We start from the raw sequence: 18,617 nt of genomic DNA on the forward strand, positions 1-18,617 counted from the left end.
GATCGACGATGAAAGCGAATGCCTTGACGCAAGAGATGCAAGCCATGGCGGCAGCGGCGAAGAATGTCTCTCAGCCTGCAACCGGTCAACAAGTCAGCCAAGAATTTGGCGATATGCTTGCCAGTGCTATTAATCATGTAAATGGATTGCAAAAGACCTCGGGCGAGCTTGCCACGCGGTTCGATGAAGGCGATCGCAACGTAAGCTTATCGGATGTGATGATTGCTCGAAACAAGTCGAGTGTGGCGTTTGATGCCACCGTGCAAACGCGCAACAAGTTAGTTGAGGCGTATAAAGAACTCATGAATATGCCTGTTTAATGTAGGAATTAATCAGTGGCTGAAGAGAACCAAAACACCGATCTGGCGGTTTCAGATGGCGCAGCAGCACTGCCATCAACCGATGCGGCATTAGACGCAGAGCAAAGCACGCAAGATCCGGACGCATCAGAACAGTCAGCATCGTCAAACTCGATGTTTGGCGATCTCGACATGGTGCGCCAGTTGATCTTGGTGTTAGCGGTTGCGATTTGTGTCGCGCTGATCATGATGCTGTTTTTTTGGGTGCAGGAACCCGAAATGCGGCCACTGGGTACGTACGAAACAGAAGAACTTATCCCTGTTTTGGATCACCTTGACCAGAACAAAGTTGAATACCAATTGGACGGGAATACCATCCGCGTCCCTTCAAGCGATTACTCCTCCATTCGCCTCGGTTTAACGCGGGTGGGGCTGAATACCAGCACGGCCGAGGGCGATGAGATCTTGCTTAATGACATGGGCTTTGGCGTCTCACAAAAACTCGAGCAAGAGCGATTAAAACTCAGTCGTGAGCGACAGTTAGCCGCCGCGATTGAAGAAGTGCGGCAAGTGCGAAACGCCCGTGTCTTGTTAGCGATGCCCAAACAGAGCGTCTTTGTACGCCACAACCAAGAGGCATCAGCCACGGTATTCTTAACCTTGGGAGGCACAAATACCCTAGGTCAAGAGGAAGTGGACTCGATTGTTGATATGGTCGCCTCTGCTGTCCCGTCGCTAAAACCCACGCGCGTCACCGTCACCGATCAGCATGGTCGCTTGCTAAACTCAGGCAGTGAAGATCCAGCCTCAGCGGCGCGGCGCAAAGAGTACGAATTGGAGCGTAAACAAGAACGTCAATTGCGCGAAAAAATCGACTCAATACTGATCCCCGTACTAGGGCTGGGCAACTATACTTCACAAGTCGACGTGGCATTAGATTTTAGCTCACTGGAAGAAACGCAGCGTCAGTATAACCCCAACACACCGGCAACACGCAGCGAATACACGCGCGAAGACTATAATGGCTCGGATCGTGTCGCGGGTATTCCAGGAGCCTTAAGCAACCAACCGCCGGCCGATGCCTCCATTCCGGAAGACGTCAGGGATCTTAAAAATGGTGCAGGCGGTACCGGGTCGGTGAGCCGTGAATCGACACGTAACTTTGAACTCGATACCACCATTCGTCACCGACGCGCGCAGTCAGGCGTCATCGATAGACAAACCGTCTCTGTGGCGGTGAATTTTAAACAAAGTGTCGATCCTGAAACCGGGGATACGGTTAAGCAGCCTTTGTCAGATGATGAACTGGCCAAAATCCGCCGTCTTTTAATGGGCGGGGTCGGCTTTAGTGAGCAGCGTGGTGATGTGCTCGAAGTGATCGCCGTCCCCTTTGTTGAGCCAGAGCAAGCGGCAGAGCAAGATGTGCCGATTTGGGATCATCCCAACTTTAATGACTGGGTTCGTTGGTTAGCGGCGGCCTTGGTGATCATTGTTATTATCGTGGTCTTGGTACGTCCAGCGATGAAAAAGCTGCTTTATCCAAATACCGACGAAGATGGCAACACCGTGGGCCCCAATGGCGAAATCCTTGGCCCAGATGGCTTGCCAGTTACTCCTGATGGGGATGATGTCGGCTTGATAGGCTCTGAGCTTGACGGTTCTAGCAACTTTGCGATGTCAGCGTCGGATGTTGAGCTGCCAAACTTACATAAAGATGAAGACTTGTTAAAAGCGGTGCGGGCGCTGGTTGCCAATGAGCCAGACTTGGCCGCACAAGCGGTGAAAAATTGGGTAACCGAAGATGGCAAATGAAGTCGCAACCACAGGCGGTGATGAGCAAGCTGGCTCAAACTTCGATATCAGCTCGTTGAGTGGGATCGAAAAAGCCGCCATTTTGCTACTCAGTTTAAGTGAACAAGATGCCGCGAGTATCATTCGCCACCTTGAGCCGAAACAGGTTCAACGGGTGGGCGCGGCCATGACCTCGATGACCGACCTTAACTCGGACAAAGTGGCCGCCGTCCACCGTGCCTTTTTAGAGGAGATCCAAAAATATACTTCTATCGGGATGGGGAGTGAAGACTTTGTACGCAACGCCCTCGTGGCGGCCTTGGGTGAAGACAAAGCGAATAACTTGGTGGACCAAATATTGCTTGGCAGCGGCTCCAAAGGCTTGGATTCACTGAAATGGATGGATCCGCGCCAAGTCGCCAGCATTATTATCAACGAGCACCCGCAAATCCAAACCATCGTCTTATCCTATCTGGATCCCGAGCACTCGGCCGAGATTTTGTCACAGTTTGTTGAGCGAGATCGCCTGGACTTGATGATGCGGATTGCCAACTTAGAAGAGGTGCAACCGGCAGCACTGCACGAGTTAAACGAGATCATGGAAAAGCAATTTGCTGGCCAAGCGGGGGCACAAGCGGCCAAAATTGGTGGCTTGAAAGCAGCAGCAGAAATCATGAACTACATGGACAACAGTGTCGAAGGGGTACTGATGGACTCGATTCGCGATCAAGACGAAGAGATGGCCTCACAAATCCAAGACTTGATGTTCGTGTTTGATAACTTGATTGATGTGGATGACCGCGGGGTACAGACCTTACTCCGTGATGTGCCACAAGAAGTGTTGCAAAAAGCGCTTAAAGGCGCGGAAGATAACTTGCGCGAGAAAATCTATCGCAATATGTCCAAACGAGCGGCCGAGATGTTGCAAGACGATATCGAGGCCATGGGCCCTATCCGGGTCTCCGATGTGGAAGGGGCGCAAAAAGAAATCTTATCGGTTGCGCGTCGTCTTGCCGATGCCGGCGAAATTATGCTTACCGGTGGTGGCGGCGATGAGTTCGTCTAAGCCGTATTTGTAAGGGACACTGATGAGTTTAGAAAAACGCCGTGGCTATATTCGCGCCGATGAGGCCGATGCGGAAACTATTGATAGGTGGGCATTGCCCCCTTACAACGAAGGCGAAAACCTGCCCAAAGATACCGCACTTAACTACGATCCCAGTTGGGAGCCAGACGTTGAAGTGGAGCCGGAGGAAAACGAGCCTGCCCCCGAACCTTTAACCGCTGACGCCCTCGACGCTATTCGCCAACAGGGCTATGACGAAGGGTATGAAGAGGGCAAGCAGCTGGGGCATGCCGAGGGACTTGAGGCCGGTTTAGAGCAAGGGCATGAGAAAGGCCATGAAGAAGGAAAAAAGGCCGGATTTGAGCAAGGCGTCGCTGACGGGCAAGCGCTGATTGAAGCACGTTGTCAGCAGCTCGATAGTATACTCAATCAGTTAAGTCATCCGTTAGAAAAGTTGGAGATGGATGTCGAGCAACAACTGTTGGTGATGGTCCAGACCTTGACCAAGTCATTGACAGGTGTGGAGCTAGACACGAATCCTCAGGTGATTCTGCACACCTTACGAGCCGCCATTGCCGCTTTGCCAGTGGCCGATCACCCGGTTACAGCGGCGTTGCATCCAGATGACTATGCCATTGTCACCGACGCGTATGATGAAGATATGCTGGCGGCTCGCGACTGGACCTTGCAATCCGAGCCGGCCCTCTCGCGTGGAGACGTCCATGTAAAAGCCAAAGATTCAGTGGTCGACTATCGCTATGCTGAGCGCGTGGACGCGTTATTAAGAGAGTTTCAAGGGCAGAATCAACCCCGGCAATCCGCGCCATCAGACGGCGCAACGGTAGAGCCTGTTGATACCGGTGCCTATGCCAACGAACCGGCGACCACCGAGGGCGCGGCGGCGAGTGACGACCCCGTTGAGCAAGACACCGCGGCAACGTCTGAAGATGAAGCCACATCGACTGAGGATCCAGGGCAATCATAATGAGCCAACTCGCTGAGCGGTTAAAACAATGTCAGCTTGATAATTTAGCTCCCAAGCCAGTGGCGTCGGGAAAATTGGTGCGTATGGTTGGGCTGACACTTGAAGCGATAGGCTGTCGCGCGCCCATTGGGTCTGTGTGCTCGGTTGAAACCCTTAATGGCACCATTGAAGCTGAAGTAGTGGGCTTTGCCGATGAGCTTTTGTACTTGATGCCCAACGAGCAAGTTTCAGGTGTGTTGCCAGGGGCAAGAGTCACGCCCTTGTCTGAACGCAGTCAACTCTCGGTGGGGATGGAGCTGTTGGGGCGCGTTATCGATGGTATGGGCAATCCACTGGATGGTAAGGGCGATATCTATACGGATAAGCAAGCAAGCCTAGAGGGTATACCGATCAACCCCTTATCACGCCAACCGATCCGTGAGCCGCTCGATGTTGGCATCAAGTCGATCAATGGTCTATTGACGGTGGGGAAAGGCCAGCGCATCGGATTGTTTGCTGGCTCTGGCGTGGGGAAATCTGTCACCTTGGGGATGATGACACGCGGTACCACTGCGCAAGTGGTGGTCGTCGGATTGATTGGTGAGCGTGGCCGAGAAGTGAAAGAGTTTATCGATGATATCCTCGGAGAAGAAGGCCGTGCACGGGCGGTGGTTGTCGCTGCGCCAGCTGACTCATCACCCTTGGTGAGGCTTAAAGGCTGTCAAACGGCGTTAACCATTGCCGAATATTTCCGCGACCTCGGTCTTGATGTTCTCTTATTGATGGACTCGTTAACGCGGTTTGCGCAGGCTCAGCGCGAAATTGCGTTGTCGGTGGGCGAGCCACCGGCGACCAAAGGGTATCCGCCCTCGGTGTTTGCGCGCTTACCCTCACTGGTTGAGCGCGCGGGGAACGGTGCCGTTGGGCAGGGGTCGATCACTGCCTTTTTTACCGTGCTGACCGAGGGGGATGATTTACAAGACCCTATTGCCGATGCAGCACGAGCGATACTCGATGGTCATATTGTGCTATCGCGCGAGTTAGCGGATAGCGGTCATTACCCGGCGATTGATGTTGAGCGTTCGGTCAGTCGAGTGATGCCCAATATTACTAGCGATGAGCAAATTCTGATGTCGAAAGCAGTGCGGCAAGTGTTGTCCGTGTGCCGAAAAAACCAAGATCTGGTCTCGATAGGCGCTTATAAACCGGGCAGTGATGCGGCGGTTGATCAGGCGTTTAGCTTGAAGCCCAAACTCGACGATTATTTGCAGCAAGGGATCAAAGAAGTGGTTCCTTTTGATATGTGTGTCAATATGTTGCGCTCAACCTTGCAGGGGTAACCGATGGCCGATCACGCGCTTCAGTTGCTGTTAGAAAAAGCTCAAGAGGATGAAAAGCAGGCCCAGCTTAGTGTGAGCGCGGCTCAGCAATCACTTGATGATTACTATCGCCAGTTGGAGCAAATCGAACAGTACCGGCTCGAGTATTGCCGTCAGATGTCTGATCGTGGTCAGTCAGGGCTATCGGCCAGTGCTTTTGGTCATTTGAATAAATTCATTGTTCAGCTTGATGAAACATTGGCAAAACAAAGAGATGCAGAGCATCAATTTAAAGATCATTTAGCGCAATGCCGTGAGACATGGCAACAAACTCGCCAGCACCGGCAATCATTAGAATGGCTGATAGAAAAACGAGAACGAGAGGAAGCAGAGCGTGCTCGCTATCAAGAACAACGGCAAATGGATGAAATGGCAGCAATTATCGCACGTCGACGCCCCTCACCCTTCTCTTCATAGTAAAATGGCGCGATAATTGCTTTCTCATTACCGACGCGCCAGTTGATGCCAAGTTGGCGCATAGGTAACCATAGGTAATGATGAGACACTTATGACGCAGTCAATGCTGACACTTTCCAATGTTTCGAGTAAAACCCTGTCTGCGCCGAGTGAAGGCGCGTCCAGCGAGGTGAAAGGAGAGAAAAGTGCCGGCTTTTTGTCCGCCTTGCATCAATCCCTCGATGGAAGTGAAGGACAAGCGGGGGCGATCAAGCTGACTCGTGATGGCAAAACCTTACTCGTTGATGGTCAAGCCATTGATGCGGAGGCCATGTTGGCTGACGGTATTTTCAGCGAGGCTGAGATGGAAAAAATTGCCGATATGACGGCAATGGAAGAAAGCCAATCCTTATTAATGCGGTTGAACCAAGCCGCTGAAATGTTAACTGGCAAAACCTTGCCTGCCGATGACGACGCACTGGCATTATCTGCCGATAGCGACGCCTTGGCATTATCTGCCGATGACGAGACTATGGCATCGTCTGCCGATGTATTAGCGATAAGCGACACTGACAGTAACGCGCGAGTAGACCGCCAGATTCAAGAGGGTGAAGTAGACAAACAAGCACTGCTTGCGGAGCTTTCTAAAGCGTTGCCGGATGAGGTGTCTGCAGAGGAGGTCTTGGCACAGTTATCGCCCGAACAACTCGCCGTATTAGTCGCTCAGGTTAAAGCCACGCAAGATCGTGGCACAGGTGCCTTGGAACAAGGTGCTGGACGCCAAATTGCGCTTGATAGCAATGGTGAGGCGGCTACAGGGGGGCAATCTCTCCCAGCGGATGGGCCGGCGATAAAGTGGGCGGCGATGAAGGCGCAGCAGGAGAGTCAACATGGGGCTGCCGCCGCTAAGGTGGCGCCCGGTGAGCCTGCCTTAGGCGATGCTGCGTCAGCCAATAAAGAGTCTGCGCTTAAAGATTGGTTAGCCAAAGAAGGGGCGACGACGAAAACGAATGAATTGGCTGATAAGCTGCGACAGGCGTCGGGCCTACAACAGAATATGGCAAACCCTGACGTAAAAGCTGGCGCAGCAGGCAACCCGAATGCCGCTTCGCTGCTGGCAGGGCAACACAGTCAGTCAGATGGCCTGAGTAAAGCGGCGTTAAAAGCGATGGCAGAGCAGGCGGTTCAAACTGACGCAGCCTTGGCGGCAGGCAACGCAGCAAGCGCAGCGGAAGGTGCCTCACGAGGCGAAAACTTGGCCCAGCAGCTGGCAAGCAGTCTAGGCACACCGACCGCGAACGCGGCGACAGCACGACAAGATATCCAGGTCGCTCAAAGTGCGCAGGCCCCGTTACCTTTAGGGCAAACGCCTAGCGAAGCGGGTGTGGCATTGACCGAGCGAATCAATGTCATGTTGTCTAAAAACCTAAAGCAAGTGGATATTCGTCTCGATCCACCCGAGCTTGGGCGCATGCAAATTAAGCTGGGGATCAACAACGACCAAGCTTCCGTGCATATAACAGTTGCCAACCAGCAAGCGCGTGATGCGGTCGAGCAAGCGATGCCAAGACTGCGTGATATGTTGCAGCAACAAGGGCTACAGTTAGCCCAAGGATCGGTTCAACAACAAGAGAGTGGTGCACAACAGATGGCCTCAGGCCAGCATGGTGCCGGTACCGGCGACGGTCATGCCGGTGGCGCATCACTCGGCACCTCAGGGCCGGATGATAGTGATGATACCATGCTAACCGGGCAGACGCTGAACGTCTCACACAGTGATCGGGCCGTCGATTACTACGCTTAGATAACAAGGAGCAAGCACAGCCATGGCAGATGATAACGCAACCCCAGAACAAGGCGGGAGCAAAAAAAAGCTGATTATTATCATTGTCGCCGCCGTTGTATTGCTCGCGGCGGCCGGTGGTGCGGCGTTCTTTTTCCTGTCCGGTGATGACGGCAGCCAAGAAGACATTGTCCTCGAGGAACAAAACAATGCCCTGCCCGCGATTTATGTCACCTTGCCTAAACCGTTTGTCTTTAATGTCACTGGGGATGAGCAGCAGCGATTGGTGCAAGTCAATACCCAGTTGTTAGTGCGTGGCAGTGAAATGGAAGCCTTGGCCAAAGAAAACTTGCCGCTGATTGAGCACGCGCTTCTTAATACGTTTGGTGCGGCAACGGTCGAGCAACTGCGTACACCGCAGGGGCAGCTCGAAATTCGCCGCCAATCGGCAGAGAATGTGCGCGCGGCCTTAATCAAAGTAACGGGCGAGCCGGTGGTGGAGCGTGTGCTCTTCACTGGATTTGTGATGCAATAGGTGATGACGTGACTGACTTACTCAGCCAAGACGAAATTGATGCGCTGCTTCACGGTGTTGATGACGTTGAAGAGGAAGACAACGAGCCCGAAGCCGATCAAGAGGGGGCCGTTTCCTTTGACTTCTCGTCACAAGACAGAATTGTACGTGGGCGGATGCCGACGCTCGAGCTTATTAATGAGCGTTTTGCCCGCCATATGCGCATTAGCTTGTTTAACATGCTGCGTAAAACTGCCGAAGTGTCAATTAACGGCGTGCAGATGATGAAGTTTGGCGAGTATCAAAATACCTTGTACGTGCCGACCAGTTTGAATATGGTGCGTTTTCGCCCGTTAAAAGGCACCAGCTTGATCACCATGGAAGCCCGTCTGGTGTTCATTTTGGTAGAAAACTTTTTTGGTGGTGATGGGCGCTTTCATGCGCGTATTGAAGGGCGAGAGTTTACGCCAACCGAGCGACGTGTGATCCAGATGCTGCTTAAGTTGATGTTTGAGGATTACAAAGACGCCTGGGCGCCCGTGATGGAAGTCGCTTTTGAGTATTTAGACTCGGAAGTAAACCCGGCGATGGCCAACATTGTCAGCCCCTCAGAAGTGATTGTGGTGAGTTCATTCCACATTGAGCTTGATGGTGGTGGCGGCGATATTCACATGGTCATGCCTTACTCGATGCTAGAGCCGATTCGCGAGCTGCTCGATGCCGGGGTACAAAGTGACAAGATGGATACCGATGTGCGCTGGAGTAAAGCGCTACGGGATGAGATCTTAGATGTCAATGTTGAATTGAGTGCCAAGCTATTGGATGTCACCTTATCGTTGCGCGACTTAATGGAGCTACAAAAAGGGGATGTGATTCCGGTGGAAATGCCGGATGCGTGTACTGTGTTCGTGGAAGACTTGCCCACCTATCGCGCGAAGATGGGGCAATCTAACGATAAGTTGGCACTTAAAATTGTAGAAAAACTTAAGCGTCCTGAAATGGCGAAATCGGATATTTCGTTGTTACAGGATAAACCTGAGCTACTCGATGATCTCGAGGAAGATCTACCCATCGATGATAAACAAGGTAATGCTCAGTGATCAGAACCAGTAAACAAGGGTGAGACGTCATGGATCAAAATGATGTAGACGATGATTGGGCTGCAGCCCTGGCTGAGCAATCTGACGCCGAGGGCTCAGATGATGTGCAAGCGGCCCCACTTGAAGAGCTCACTGATGACAGCGAGCAAAAAATGGGGGCGGATGAACAGCGGAAACTGGACGCGATCCTTGATATTCCAGTGACCATTTCCATGGAAGTGGGGCATACGCAAATTAACATCCGTAACTTGCTTCAGCTCAACCAAGGCTCGGTGGTGGAGTTAGATAGGTTAGCTGGGGAGTCGCTCGATGTGCTGGTGAACGGTACCTTGATTGCTCATGGCGAAGTGGTGGTCGTAAACGACAAGTTTGGTATCCGCCTCACAGATGTGATTAGCCAAACTGAGCGGATTAAGAAACTACGATAGGGATGACGGTGAACCGACGCATTTGGGGTCTACTCCTGGTGCCCATGCCTGTTTGGGCGGCGGCGCCCGAGGTCAGTATAGTGACAATGCTGTTGTCGCTAGGATTAGTGCTAGGGCTTATCTTTGCTCTGGCCTGGTTGCTGCGACGGTTAAAAGTGCCGGGGCTGGCACAGCAAAGTGATGGCATCACGATCGTTAGCCAATTGGCTGTGGGTCAAAAGGAGCGCATTTTGGTGGTTGATATCCACGGTGAACAGTTGGTTGTCGGCGTGACAGCAAACAGCGTGAACGTGTTAAAAACACTGGATAACCCCATTCCAACTGCGACACCAGCGTCTGATAAGTCTTCTCGCTTTGCCAATCAGCTAAGCCAACTGATGAATCGAAAATGACGATACGAATGTTATTGGCCGCTTGGGTGTGGGTGGCAGCCACCTTATTTACGCCGTTTGCTGTTGCCGAACAAGAAGCGACGCCAGCACAAGAAAGCATCACCACCGAATCGATTAGCGAGAGCGGTGAAGCGGCACGTTTAGAAGTGGGTCGTAATACGGGCGGTGGGATCCCGGCGGTGACCATGCGTGTCAACCCGGATGGCAGTGAAGACTACTCGGTCACGTTACAAATTCTGGCAATCATGACCGCGTTGGGCTTTTTGCCAGCGGTTGTCATTTTAATGACGTCGTTTACCCGGATTGTGGTGGTGATGGCGATTTTGCGTCAAGCCATGGGGTTACAGCAAACGCCATCTAACCAAGTGATTATTGGCATCGCGATGTTTTTGACCTTGTTTATCATGTCACCGGTGATTGACCGAATGAATACAGAAGCGATTCAGCCCTATATCAATGAACAAGTCACTGCGCGAGAAGCGTTTGATCGGGTACAAGTGCCGCTGCGTGAGTTTATGCTTCGGCAAACGCGAGTGAAAGATTTGGAAACCTTCGTCAATATGTCGGGGGCGCAAGCGGATGAGCCTGAGCAAGTTCCGATGACGGTGCTGATCCCTGCGTTTGTAACGTCAGAGCTGAAAACCGCGTTCCAAATTGGTTTTATGTTGTTCTTGCCATTTTTGGTGATTGACTTGGTGGTGGCATCAGTCTTGATGGCGATGGGTATGATGATGCTATCGCCCATGATAGTGTCATTACCCTTCAAGTTAATGCTTTTTGTCTTGGTTGATGGGTGGAATCTTATCCTCTCCACCTTGGCAGCCAGTTTCGGCTAAAGGAGGCAGCGATGGCCCCAGAAGCGTTTGTCGAGCTTTTCCAAGATGCGCTCTATCTGGTGTTGCTACTGGTTTCAGCCATTGTAGTACCCGGCTTGTTGGTGGGTCTTATCGTGGCCATCTTTCAAGCCGCGACCTCAATTAACGAGCAAACATTGAGCTTTTTGCCACGTTTGATCGCCACCTTTATTGCCTTAATGTTCTTTGGCCACTGGATGACGCGGATGTTGATGGAGTATTTCTATCGCTTGATTGATCACATCCCCAACATCCTTTACTGACGAGGCAAGCCATGGAATATCCAGCCTCAGTGCTCCTGTCTTGGATGGCTAACTACTTTTGGCCCTTTACCCGTATCTCTTCGATGATGATGGCGATGACTTTCTTTGGCGCGCGATTTGTGCCAGTGAGGATCCGTCTCTACCTGTCACTGGCGATTACCTTCGCGGTGATGTCCGCGTTACCGGCCGTCCCCGAGAATATCGAGCTGGTCTCCTTCGCCGGTTTTACCGTGCTTGCGCAGCAAGTGGTCATTGGTGTGGCGATGGGGATGGTCACCCAATTTATTACGCAAACCTTTGTGGTGTTGGGACAAATTTTGGGGATGCAATCGAGCTTGGGTTTTGCGTCCATGGTCGATCCGGCCAATGGCCAGAATACCCCCTTGCTGGGGCAGTTTTACTTATTTTTGGCGGTGATGTTGTTTCTCGCCACGGATGGGCATTTAAAAATGCTTAACCTAGTGGTGATGAGCTTTGATACCTTACCGATTGGCGAGATGATTGGCGCTGCCGACTACCGCAGTTTGGCGCAGTGGTTCGGGATCATGTTTAAAGTTGCCCTCAGTATTTCCCTAGCAGGCGTTATCGCCTTGCTAGTGGTCAACTTGTCATTTGGTGTGATGACGCGCGCCGCGCCGCAGTTGAATATTTTCTCTCTTGGCTTCGCTTTTGCATTGTTGATGGGGCTGCTGATCAGCTGGTATCTGCTGTTCGGTATGTTGACGCACTACAACAATCATTGGGAAACAGGGTTAAACCAAGTTTGTTCGCTAATTCGAATTAATTGCGAGTAGAGGCATGGCAGAGAGCGAAGGTCAGGAAAGAACAGAAGACGCTACGCCCCGAAGGCAGGAGCAGGCGCGGGAAAAGGGCCAAGTACCGCGCTCAAGAGAACTGGCTTCGGTTTCCGTATTGGTCGTTGGTGCCATCAGTTTGATGTGGTTCGGACAAGCGCTGGGCGAAGCCTTGATGGCATTAATGACGCGCCTATTCTCTTTGTCACGCGCCGAGATCTTTGACAGCTCAGAGCTGATGCTGGTGGTGGTCGGTGAGCTACTGCATTTGATTCTGCCACTTGGGCTGATCTTGATTGTGCTATTTATCTCCGGCCTCGTAGGGGCGGCCGGGCTCGGTGGGGTGAGTTTCTCGTGGGAGGCTGCACGGCCTAAACTGTCGAAAATGAGTCCGCTTTCTGGCTTTAAACGCATGTTTGGTACCCAGGGATTAGTCGAGTTATTGAAGTCGATTCTCAAAGTGTTGTTGGTGGCGGGTGTGGCCGCATACTTGGTTTATATCAACCTAGAGGACTTCTTCGAGCTGACCATTGATACCTTCCCCAGCAACCTCTATCACGCGCTCGATATATTACTTAACTTCGTTCTGTTGGTGTGCTGCTCCCTGTTGGTTGTGGTAGTCATTGATGTGCCATTTCAAATTTGGCAACACAATGAGCAGCTCAAAATGACCAAACAGGAGGTCAAAGACGAGCATAAAGAAACCGAGGGTAGCCCAGAAGTGAAAGGGCGAATTCGCATGTTGCAGCGGGAAATGGCCCAGCGCCGAATGATGGCTGACGTGCCCCAAGCGGATGTGGTGGTCACTAACCCTGAACATTATTCCGTGGCGTTGCGCTACAACAGTGATATGGATAGCGCGCCCGTGGTGATCGCCAAAGGGTCCGACTTTACCGCATTGAAAATACGAGAAATTGCCGCTGAATATGATATTGCCATCGTTCCTGCTCCCCCGCTGGCGCGGGCATTGTATTTTAGCACGGAGCTTGAGCAACAGATCCCTGACGGTTTGTTTACCGCCGTCGCTCAGGTTCTTGCGTATGTCTTCCAGTTAAAGCAATACAAAAAGGGACGAGGTCGACGGCCCACGCGCCCTGATGACGCTTATTTACCTATCCCTACCGATTTACAACATGACTAAGCGTCGCCGAGCGCGACAATGTCAGCGCAGTGCCAAAATGCTGACACTTTACGGGCTTTTTTTTGGCGCAAAACTTGCTTCCTCTGCATTCCCGTTTTGAGTATACGCGGCACCAGGCCCGCGTTCACCAATCATGGATTTGAACGCTTAACATGTTAAAAGCCAACTGGCGATTGCCATTTTCTGACAAAGTGCCTTACCACAGGTTAGGAGCGATGCCGGCTATCGGTGCGCCAGCACTGGTATTAGCGACCTTAGCGATGGTGGTGCTTCCTGTCCCGCCCATGCTGCTCGATTTAATGTTCTCGTTTAACATTGCATTGTCGCTGGTGGTACTGCTGGTCACCATTTACACAAGGCGTCCACTTGAATTTGCGGCTTTCCCGGCGGTGCTGCTGATCGCAACGTTAATGCGGCTGGCTCTTAACGTTGCTTCCACGCGTGTGGTTTTGCTTTATGGGCACGAGGGCCCGGATGCAGCAGGTCAAGTGATTGGTGCCTTTGGCTCGGTGGTCATTGGCGGTAACTATGCCGTGGGTTTGGTGGTCTTTCTTATTTTGATGATCATTAACTTCATGGTCGTCACTAAAGGTGCGGGCCGGATTTCAGAGGTGACCGCGCGTTTTACCTTGGATGCCTTGCCGGGTAAACAAATGGCGATTGATGCCGACTTAAACGCGGGGCTCATCGACCAAGAGCAAGCCCGGTCACGACGCCAAGAAGTCACGCAAGAAGCGGATTTCTACGGCTCGATGGATGGTGCGTCTAAATTCGTTAAAGGCGATGCCATCGCCGGTATTTTGATCCTTTTCATCAACATTGTGGGTGGTTTGTCGATCGGGATGGGGCAGCATGACTTAGGGTTTTCCGAAGCACTAGAAGTCTATACCTTATTGACCATTGGTGATGGTCTGGTTGCACAAATACCGTCGTTGCTGCTGTCGATAGGCGCCGCCATTATGGTGACGCGACAAAACACCGAAGAAGACATGGGACAGCAGGTGGTGTTCCAGCTGTTTGATAATCCGCGTGCGTTGATGATTGCCACCGGTATTTTGACGGTGATGGGGTTGGTGCCGGGCATGCCGCATTTGCCCTTCTTACTGCTGGCAGTGATTTGTGGTGGCCTAGCGTACTGGAAATACAAACAATATCAAAAAGCGCAGCAAGCACCGGAGCAAACCGATCTTCCTGAGGCCGCTCCCGCTACGCCGAAAGAGCTATCGTGGGACGATGTGCAGCCGGTGGATGTTATCGGGCTAGAGGTAGGATATCGTCTGATTGCCATGGTCGATCGTGATCAGGGCGGCGAGCTGCTCGACCGAGTCAAAGGTGTACGCAAAAAACTGTCGCAAGATTTTGGTTTTTTGATCCCACCCGTACACATTCGCGACAACCTTGAGCTGCCACCCCATAACTATCGTATCACCTTAATGGGGGTCGCGGTTGGAGAAGCCGACGTCCATCCTCAACATGAACTTGCCATTAACCCTGGGCAAGTGTTCGGTCCTATTGACGGTGAGCCCACCCAAGATCCGGCTTTCGGCCTTGAGGCGGTTTGGATTGAGCCTAGCCAACGGGAGCATGCGCAAGCACTCGGTTATACCGTGGTCGACGCTGCCACTGTGTTGGCCACTCACCTTAGCCAGATGCTGACTAACAACGCCGAGCGTTTATTGGGTCACGAGGAAGCGCAAAACTTGGTGGATATGTTAGGTAAGCAGGTACCGCGCTTGGTTGAAGGACTGATCCCGGATCAAATCCCGCTCAGTGTGTTAGTCAAAGTGCTGCAGAACCTGCTCAGTGAAGCGATCCCTATCCGTGATATTCGCACCATCGTGCAAACCATGGCCGAGTACACCGGCAAGAGTCAAGATCCTGACATTTTAACCGCTGCGGTCAGGATTGCACTGCGTCGTCTGATCGTTCAAGAAATCAATGGCAGCGCCCCTGAACTGCCAGTGATCACCCTTGTTCCTGAACTGGAACAGATGTTGCATAAAACCATGCAGGCATCGGGTGGCGAGTCGACCGGGATTGAGCCGGGTTTGGCTGAGCGATTGCAATCCTCATTGGCTGACGCGACACAGCAGCAAGAGTTGCAAGGCGAGCCGGCGGTATTGCTAACGTCTGGCGTGCTAAGAGCGACATTGGCGAAATTTGTCAAAAACACAATACCGACGCTACGCGTCTTGTCTTATCAAGAAGTGCCTGATGAAAAACAAATTCGTATCGTCAATGCGGTTGGCAACAATTAACATCGTTTATGAGTAGGGCAGTGCTTTGAAAATAAAACGTTTTTTTGCAAAGGATATGAGAGCAGCATTAAGCCAAGTGAAAGAAGAACTTGGCGCTGATGCGGTGATCATGTCTAACAAAAAAGTGACTGGCGGCGTAGAAATTGTCGCGGCGGTTGATGCGGATACAGAGCCAATGCCTGATAAGCCCGCCCCAAACGCGCAGCAACAATCTGCTCAGGCTTATTCTCAGGCGCACCGCCAACTGGCGGATGATCAAGTGCAACTGCGTCAACGGCAACAGGCAGGTAGTCGTCAAAACAGTCATACTAAGCGCCCACCTCGCTTTTCCGCGATGCTGGACGAGTACCGTGAACAATCTCAGCCAGCCGAACTAGAAACAGAAGCTGACTCGCTGAGCGCCTTGCTACAACGTCAACAAAAGCAGCCAGCACGGCGCTCATCGCCATCAGGGGCTGACGATCGGCCTGCCGCGCTAGGGCGCGGTTATGAGCCGCGTCGCCAGCTAAAAAGCAACAACCGCTCGGACTGGCAAAATACCACCACCAAACCCAATGGCGGGGCCGCTTCTCCACCAAAACCGAAGCTTGATCCCTCTCGGTTTGAGGGGCGTCAATCTCAGGCTTCGCATCAAGAAATTGATGCAATGCGTCAAGAAATGGCCTCCATTAGAAGCCTGTTAGAGCATCAATTGTCGGGGCTGATGTGGCAAGAGGTAGAGCGGCGAGAGCCGCTGCGCGCCATGCTCATCAAACGCCTAGAGCGTATGGGACTCTCGTCCGAGCTAGCGGATCAATTGGCCTGTTATATTCCAGAAGAGACACCACCGAATGAGGCGTGGCAAGCGCTCCTTGACCTAGTGGCGGATCAGGTGATCACGGTTGATGAGAATATGCTAGAAACTGGCGGGGTGATTGCACTGCTGGGTCCGACTGGGGTAGGAAAAACCACCACGATTGCCAAGCTGGCGGCGCGAGCCGCGATGGAGTTTGGCCCTGAAGATATTGCCTTGGTGACCACAGACACATTCCGTATCGGTGCCCATGAGCAGTTAGCCACATACGGCCGTATCCTTGGCTGTCCTGTTAAAGTGGCTAAAGATGCTGATGAACTTGCCGACATCCTTTATCAGCTGCGTCATAGACGCTTGATATTGCTAGATACCGCTGGAATGGGGCAGCGTGATCTTCGCTTGTCGGAACAGCTCGATACCCTGATGCAAAACAGTGGCTCCCATATCCGTAGCCTGCTGGTGTTACCGGCGACGTCACAACGCCGCGTTTTACAAGAAACCATTGAACATTTTCGCCGTATCCCGTTATCGGGATGTGTTCTGACCAAACTCGATGAATCGCTCAGCCTCGGTGAACTGTTGTGTGTCACCATCGAAAATGCCCTGCCTGTGGCCTATTTAGCCGACGGGCAACGTGTGCCAGAAGATATCCGCCAAGCCACGGGACAGTTCCTGGTTGCAAAAGCCAGCGACATGTTGGAATCAGGTGCGGATCAGCACAGTCACTTCTGGAACAGTGATGTCCCAGAGTCGAATGGGGCGGACTTTTATGATTGAGACAAGCATGCAAGATCAAGCAAGCGGCCTGCGCCGTTTAACCAATCCGTCACGCACCAAGGTTATTACCGTAACCGGGGGAAAAGGTGGCGTAGGGAAAACCAATGTCACACTGGGAATGGCCGCGTCTATGGCCCGCCAAGGTAAAAAGGTCATGGTGCTAGATGCCGACCTTGGTCTCGCTAATGTGGATGTGTTACTTGGCCTAAGAGCGGGTAAGAATCTGTCTCATGTGCTTCAAGGCGTCTGTGATCTGAAAGATATCATTCTCGAAGGTCCGCACGGTATGAAAATCGTACCTGCATCGTCTGGCCTTCAAGGTATGACAGAGCTAACACCGGCGCAACATGCTGGTTTAATTCGCGCTTTTGGTACACTCGAAGAAGAGGTTGATGTACTCTTAGTGGATACTGCCGCGGGGATTTCAGACATGGTACTGAGCTTTTCGCGCGCCGCACAAGATGTCGTCATTGTGGTCTGTGATGAACCTACATCAATTACTGATGCGTATGCATTGATTAAAGTACTAAGCCGTGAGCATGGTGTGACACGCTTTAAAGTTGTTGCAAATATGGTCAGAAGCTACCGTGAAGGACGAGACTTGTTCACAAAATTAACGCGAGTCACTGAAAGGTTTCTCAATGCTAATCTAGAATTAGTAGCATGTGTTCCCGTTGACGAAAGGGTGAGGCAAGCAGTGAGAAAACAAAAAGTTGTCATTGACGCATTTCCTCGCTCGCCCGCATCATTGGCGATGAGTGCGTTGGCGAACAAAGCGCTGACTTGGCCGGTGCCGCGAAATCCGGGAGGCCATCTGGAGTTTTTTGTTGAGCGGTTGCTGATCAAAAATGATGACGCAGGAGAGTTAATTCGTGAATAGAGCGCTCACGTATAGCCGCACAGGGGCAGATCGCCAAGCGGTACTTGAGCGTTATTCGAGTTTGGTCAAGCGCATCGCGCATCACTTGATGGGGCGCTTGCCACCGAGTGTTCAAGTAGAAGATTTGATCCAAGCTGGTATGGTCGGCCTCCTTGAGGCACAGCAAAATTATGACCCTTCTAAAGGGGCGAGTTTTGAAACTTATGCCGGTATTCGAATTCGCGGTGCTATGCTGGATGATATGCGCCGCGGTGACTGGGTGCCACGGTCTGTCCACAAGGCGAGTCGTTCAATCAGTGATGCCATCGCATCACTAGAAAAAGCGTTAGGTCGGGATCCAACCGACGTGGAGGTGGCTGAAAAGCTTGATATGAGCTTAGAGCAGTATCATCAGGCGCTTAACGATGTAAACTGTGGGCGTTTGATCGGGATGGATGATCTGGGCGTCTCTGAAGATGCATTCACAACAGAGAGCCATCGTAACGACAACACTCCCTTTCAGGGTGTTGCGGAAGACAGTTTCAAAGCTGCATTAGCGGCGGCGATCAAAAGTCTTCCTGAAAGAGAGGCACTAGTGCTATCTCTTTATTATGATGAGGAATTAAACCTCAAAGAGATAGGCGCAGTGATAGGGGTCAGCGAATCCCGGGTCTGTCAGATTCAAAGTCAGGCTACGCAACGTTTGAGAGCTAAGCTATCCGCTTGGCATAGTGAGTAAGTAACTGTTTCGACAATAAAACGAGAC

The 18,617-nt window shown here is 52.0% G+C and carries 19 protein-coding genes; all 19 read left to right on the top strand.

The genetic code is table 11. The features are described 5' to 3' along the window. The first annotated feature begins 8 nt into the window (after positions 1-8). The 19 genes from fliE (at position 9) to BZG13_RS02210 (ending at position 18,590) form a co-directional block, all read left to right on the top strand. Positions 9-320 (top strand): flagellar hook-basal body complex protein FliE, encoded by a 312-nt coding sequence (gene fliE / locus BZG13_RS02120; RefSeq protein WP_046074949.1) that lies wholly within the window; start codon positions 9-11, stop codon positions 318-320. Positions 321-335: 15 nt separating this feature from the next. Continuing rightward, on the top strand, positions 336-2,111 hold the full coding sequence (fliF, locus tag BZG13_RS02125) for a flagellar basal-body MS-ring/collar protein FliF (RefSeq protein ID WP_077484634.1): 1,776 nt from the start codon (positions 336-338) through the stop codon (positions 2,109-2,111). Beyond that, a complete protein-coding gene (gene fliG, locus BZG13_RS02130; RefSeq protein WP_046074947.1) occupies positions 2,101-3,156 on the top strand; it encodes a flagellar motor switch protein FliG in 1,056 nt (351 codons plus the stop codon). The genes fliF and fliG overlap by 11 nt, the downstream gene beginning before the upstream one ends. A gap of 22 nt (positions 3,157-3,178) precedes the next feature. Then, a complete protein-coding gene (locus BZG13_RS02135; RefSeq protein WP_077484636.1) occupies positions 3,179-4,141 on the top strand; it encodes a flagellar assembly protein FliH in 963 nt (320 codons plus the stop codon). Continuing rightward, positions 4,141-5,460 carry a flagellar protein export ATPase FliI gene (fliI, locus tag BZG13_RS02140; protein ID WP_077456373.1) on the top strand — a complete coding sequence of 440 codons (1,320 nt, stop codon included), beginning with the start codon at positions 4,141-4,143 and terminating at the stop codon, positions 5,458-5,460. The genes BZG13_RS02135 and fliI overlap by 1 nt, the downstream gene beginning before the upstream one ends. A 3-nt stretch (positions 5,461-5,463) precedes the next feature. Continuing rightward, a complete protein-coding gene (fliJ, locus tag BZG13_RS02145; protein WP_077484638.1) occupies positions 5,464-5,916 on the top strand; it encodes a flagellar export protein FliJ in 453 nt (150 codons plus the stop codon). Positions 5,917-6,007: 91 nt separating this feature from the next. Further along, the gene (locus BZG13_RS02150) at positions 6,008-7,699 is read left to right on the top strand and encodes a flagellar hook-length control protein FliK (protein ID WP_077484640.1); all 1,692 of its coding nucleotides are present in this window, start codon (positions 6,008-6,010) and stop codon (positions 7,697-7,699) included. Between the two features lie 22 nt (positions 7,700-7,721). Further along, entirely contained in the window at positions 7,722-8,213 is a 492-nt protein-coding gene (gene fliL / locus BZG13_RS02155; RefSeq protein WP_077484643.1) for a flagellar basal body-associated protein FliL, read from the top strand. An 8-nt stretch (positions 8,214-8,221) separates the two neighbouring features. Further along, entirely contained in the window at positions 8,222-9,292 is a 1,071-nt protein-coding gene (gene fliM, locus BZG13_RS02160; RefSeq protein WP_069363189.1) for a flagellar motor switch protein FliM, read from the top strand. 29 nt (positions 9,293-9,321) lie between these two features. Next, positions 9,322-9,720: a flagellar motor switch protein FliN gene (gene fliN / locus BZG13_RS02165; RefSeq protein WP_046074940.1), complete on the top strand. Its 399-nt coding sequence runs from the start codon at positions 9,322-9,324 to the stop codon at positions 9,718-9,720. Positions 9,721-9,728: 8 nt separating this feature from the next. After that, complete coding sequence (gene fliO, locus BZG13_RS02170; protein WP_158074858.1) at positions 9,729-10,112, top strand: flagellar biosynthetic protein FliO; 384 nt, start codon at positions 9,729-9,731, stop codon at positions 10,110-10,112. After that, the gene (gene fliP / locus BZG13_RS02175) at positions 10,109-10,948 is read left to right on the top strand and encodes a flagellar type III secretion system pore protein FliP (protein ID WP_077484647.1); all 840 of its coding nucleotides are present in this window, start codon (positions 10,109-10,111) and stop codon (positions 10,946-10,948) included. Before fliO ends, fliP begins: the two co-directional genes overlap by 4 nt. Before the next feature lie 11 nt (positions 10,949-10,959). Next, complete coding sequence (gene fliQ, locus BZG13_RS02180) at positions 10,960-11,229, top strand: flagellar biosynthesis protein FliQ (RefSeq protein WP_046074938.1); 270 nt, start codon at positions 10,960-10,962, stop codon at positions 11,227-11,229. 11 nt (positions 11,230-11,240) lie between these two features. Continuing rightward, positions 11,241-12,023, top strand: coding sequence for a flagellar biosynthetic protein FliR (gene fliR, locus BZG13_RS02185; RefSeq protein ID WP_077484649.1), 783 nt, complete (start codon positions 11,241-11,243; stop codon positions 12,021-12,023). A gap of 4 nt (positions 12,024-12,027) precedes the next feature. After that, positions 12,028-13,164, top strand: a complete 1,137-nt coding sequence (gene flhB, locus BZG13_RS02190) for a flagellar biosynthesis protein FlhB (protein ID WP_077484651.1) — start codon at positions 12,028-12,030, stop codon at positions 13,162-13,164. Positions 13,165-13,316: 152 nt separating this feature from the next. After that, positions 13,317-15,422: a flagellar biosynthesis protein FlhA gene (gene flhA, locus BZG13_RS02195; protein WP_077484653.1), complete on the top strand. Its 2,106-nt coding sequence runs from the start codon at positions 13,317-13,319 to the stop codon at positions 15,420-15,422. Between the two features lie 25 nt (positions 15,423-15,447). Continuing rightward, positions 15,448-16,992, top strand: coding sequence for a flagellar biosynthesis protein FlhF (flhF, locus tag BZG13_RS02200; RefSeq protein WP_077484655.1), 1,545 nt, complete (start codon positions 15,448-15,450; stop codon positions 16,990-16,992). Continuing rightward, positions 16,985-17,872, top strand: coding sequence for a MinD/ParA family protein (locus tag BZG13_RS02205; protein WP_069363182.1), 888 nt, complete (start codon positions 16,985-16,987; stop codon positions 17,870-17,872). The genes flhF and BZG13_RS02205 overlap by 8 nt, the downstream gene beginning before the upstream one ends. Further along, positions 17,865-18,590, top strand: coding sequence for an RNA polymerase sigma factor FliA (locus BZG13_RS02210; protein ID WP_069363181.1), 726 nt, complete (start codon positions 17,865-17,867; stop codon positions 18,588-18,590). Before BZG13_RS02205 ends, BZG13_RS02210 begins: the two co-directional genes overlap by 8 nt. The last annotated feature ends 27 nt before the right edge of the window (positions 18,591-18,617 follow it).

The organism is Salinivibrio sp. ML323 (assembly GCF_001995745.1).
Taxonomy (GTDB): domain Bacteria; phylum Pseudomonadota; class Gammaproteobacteria; order Enterobacterales; family Vibrionaceae; genus Salinivibrio; species Salinivibrio kushneri.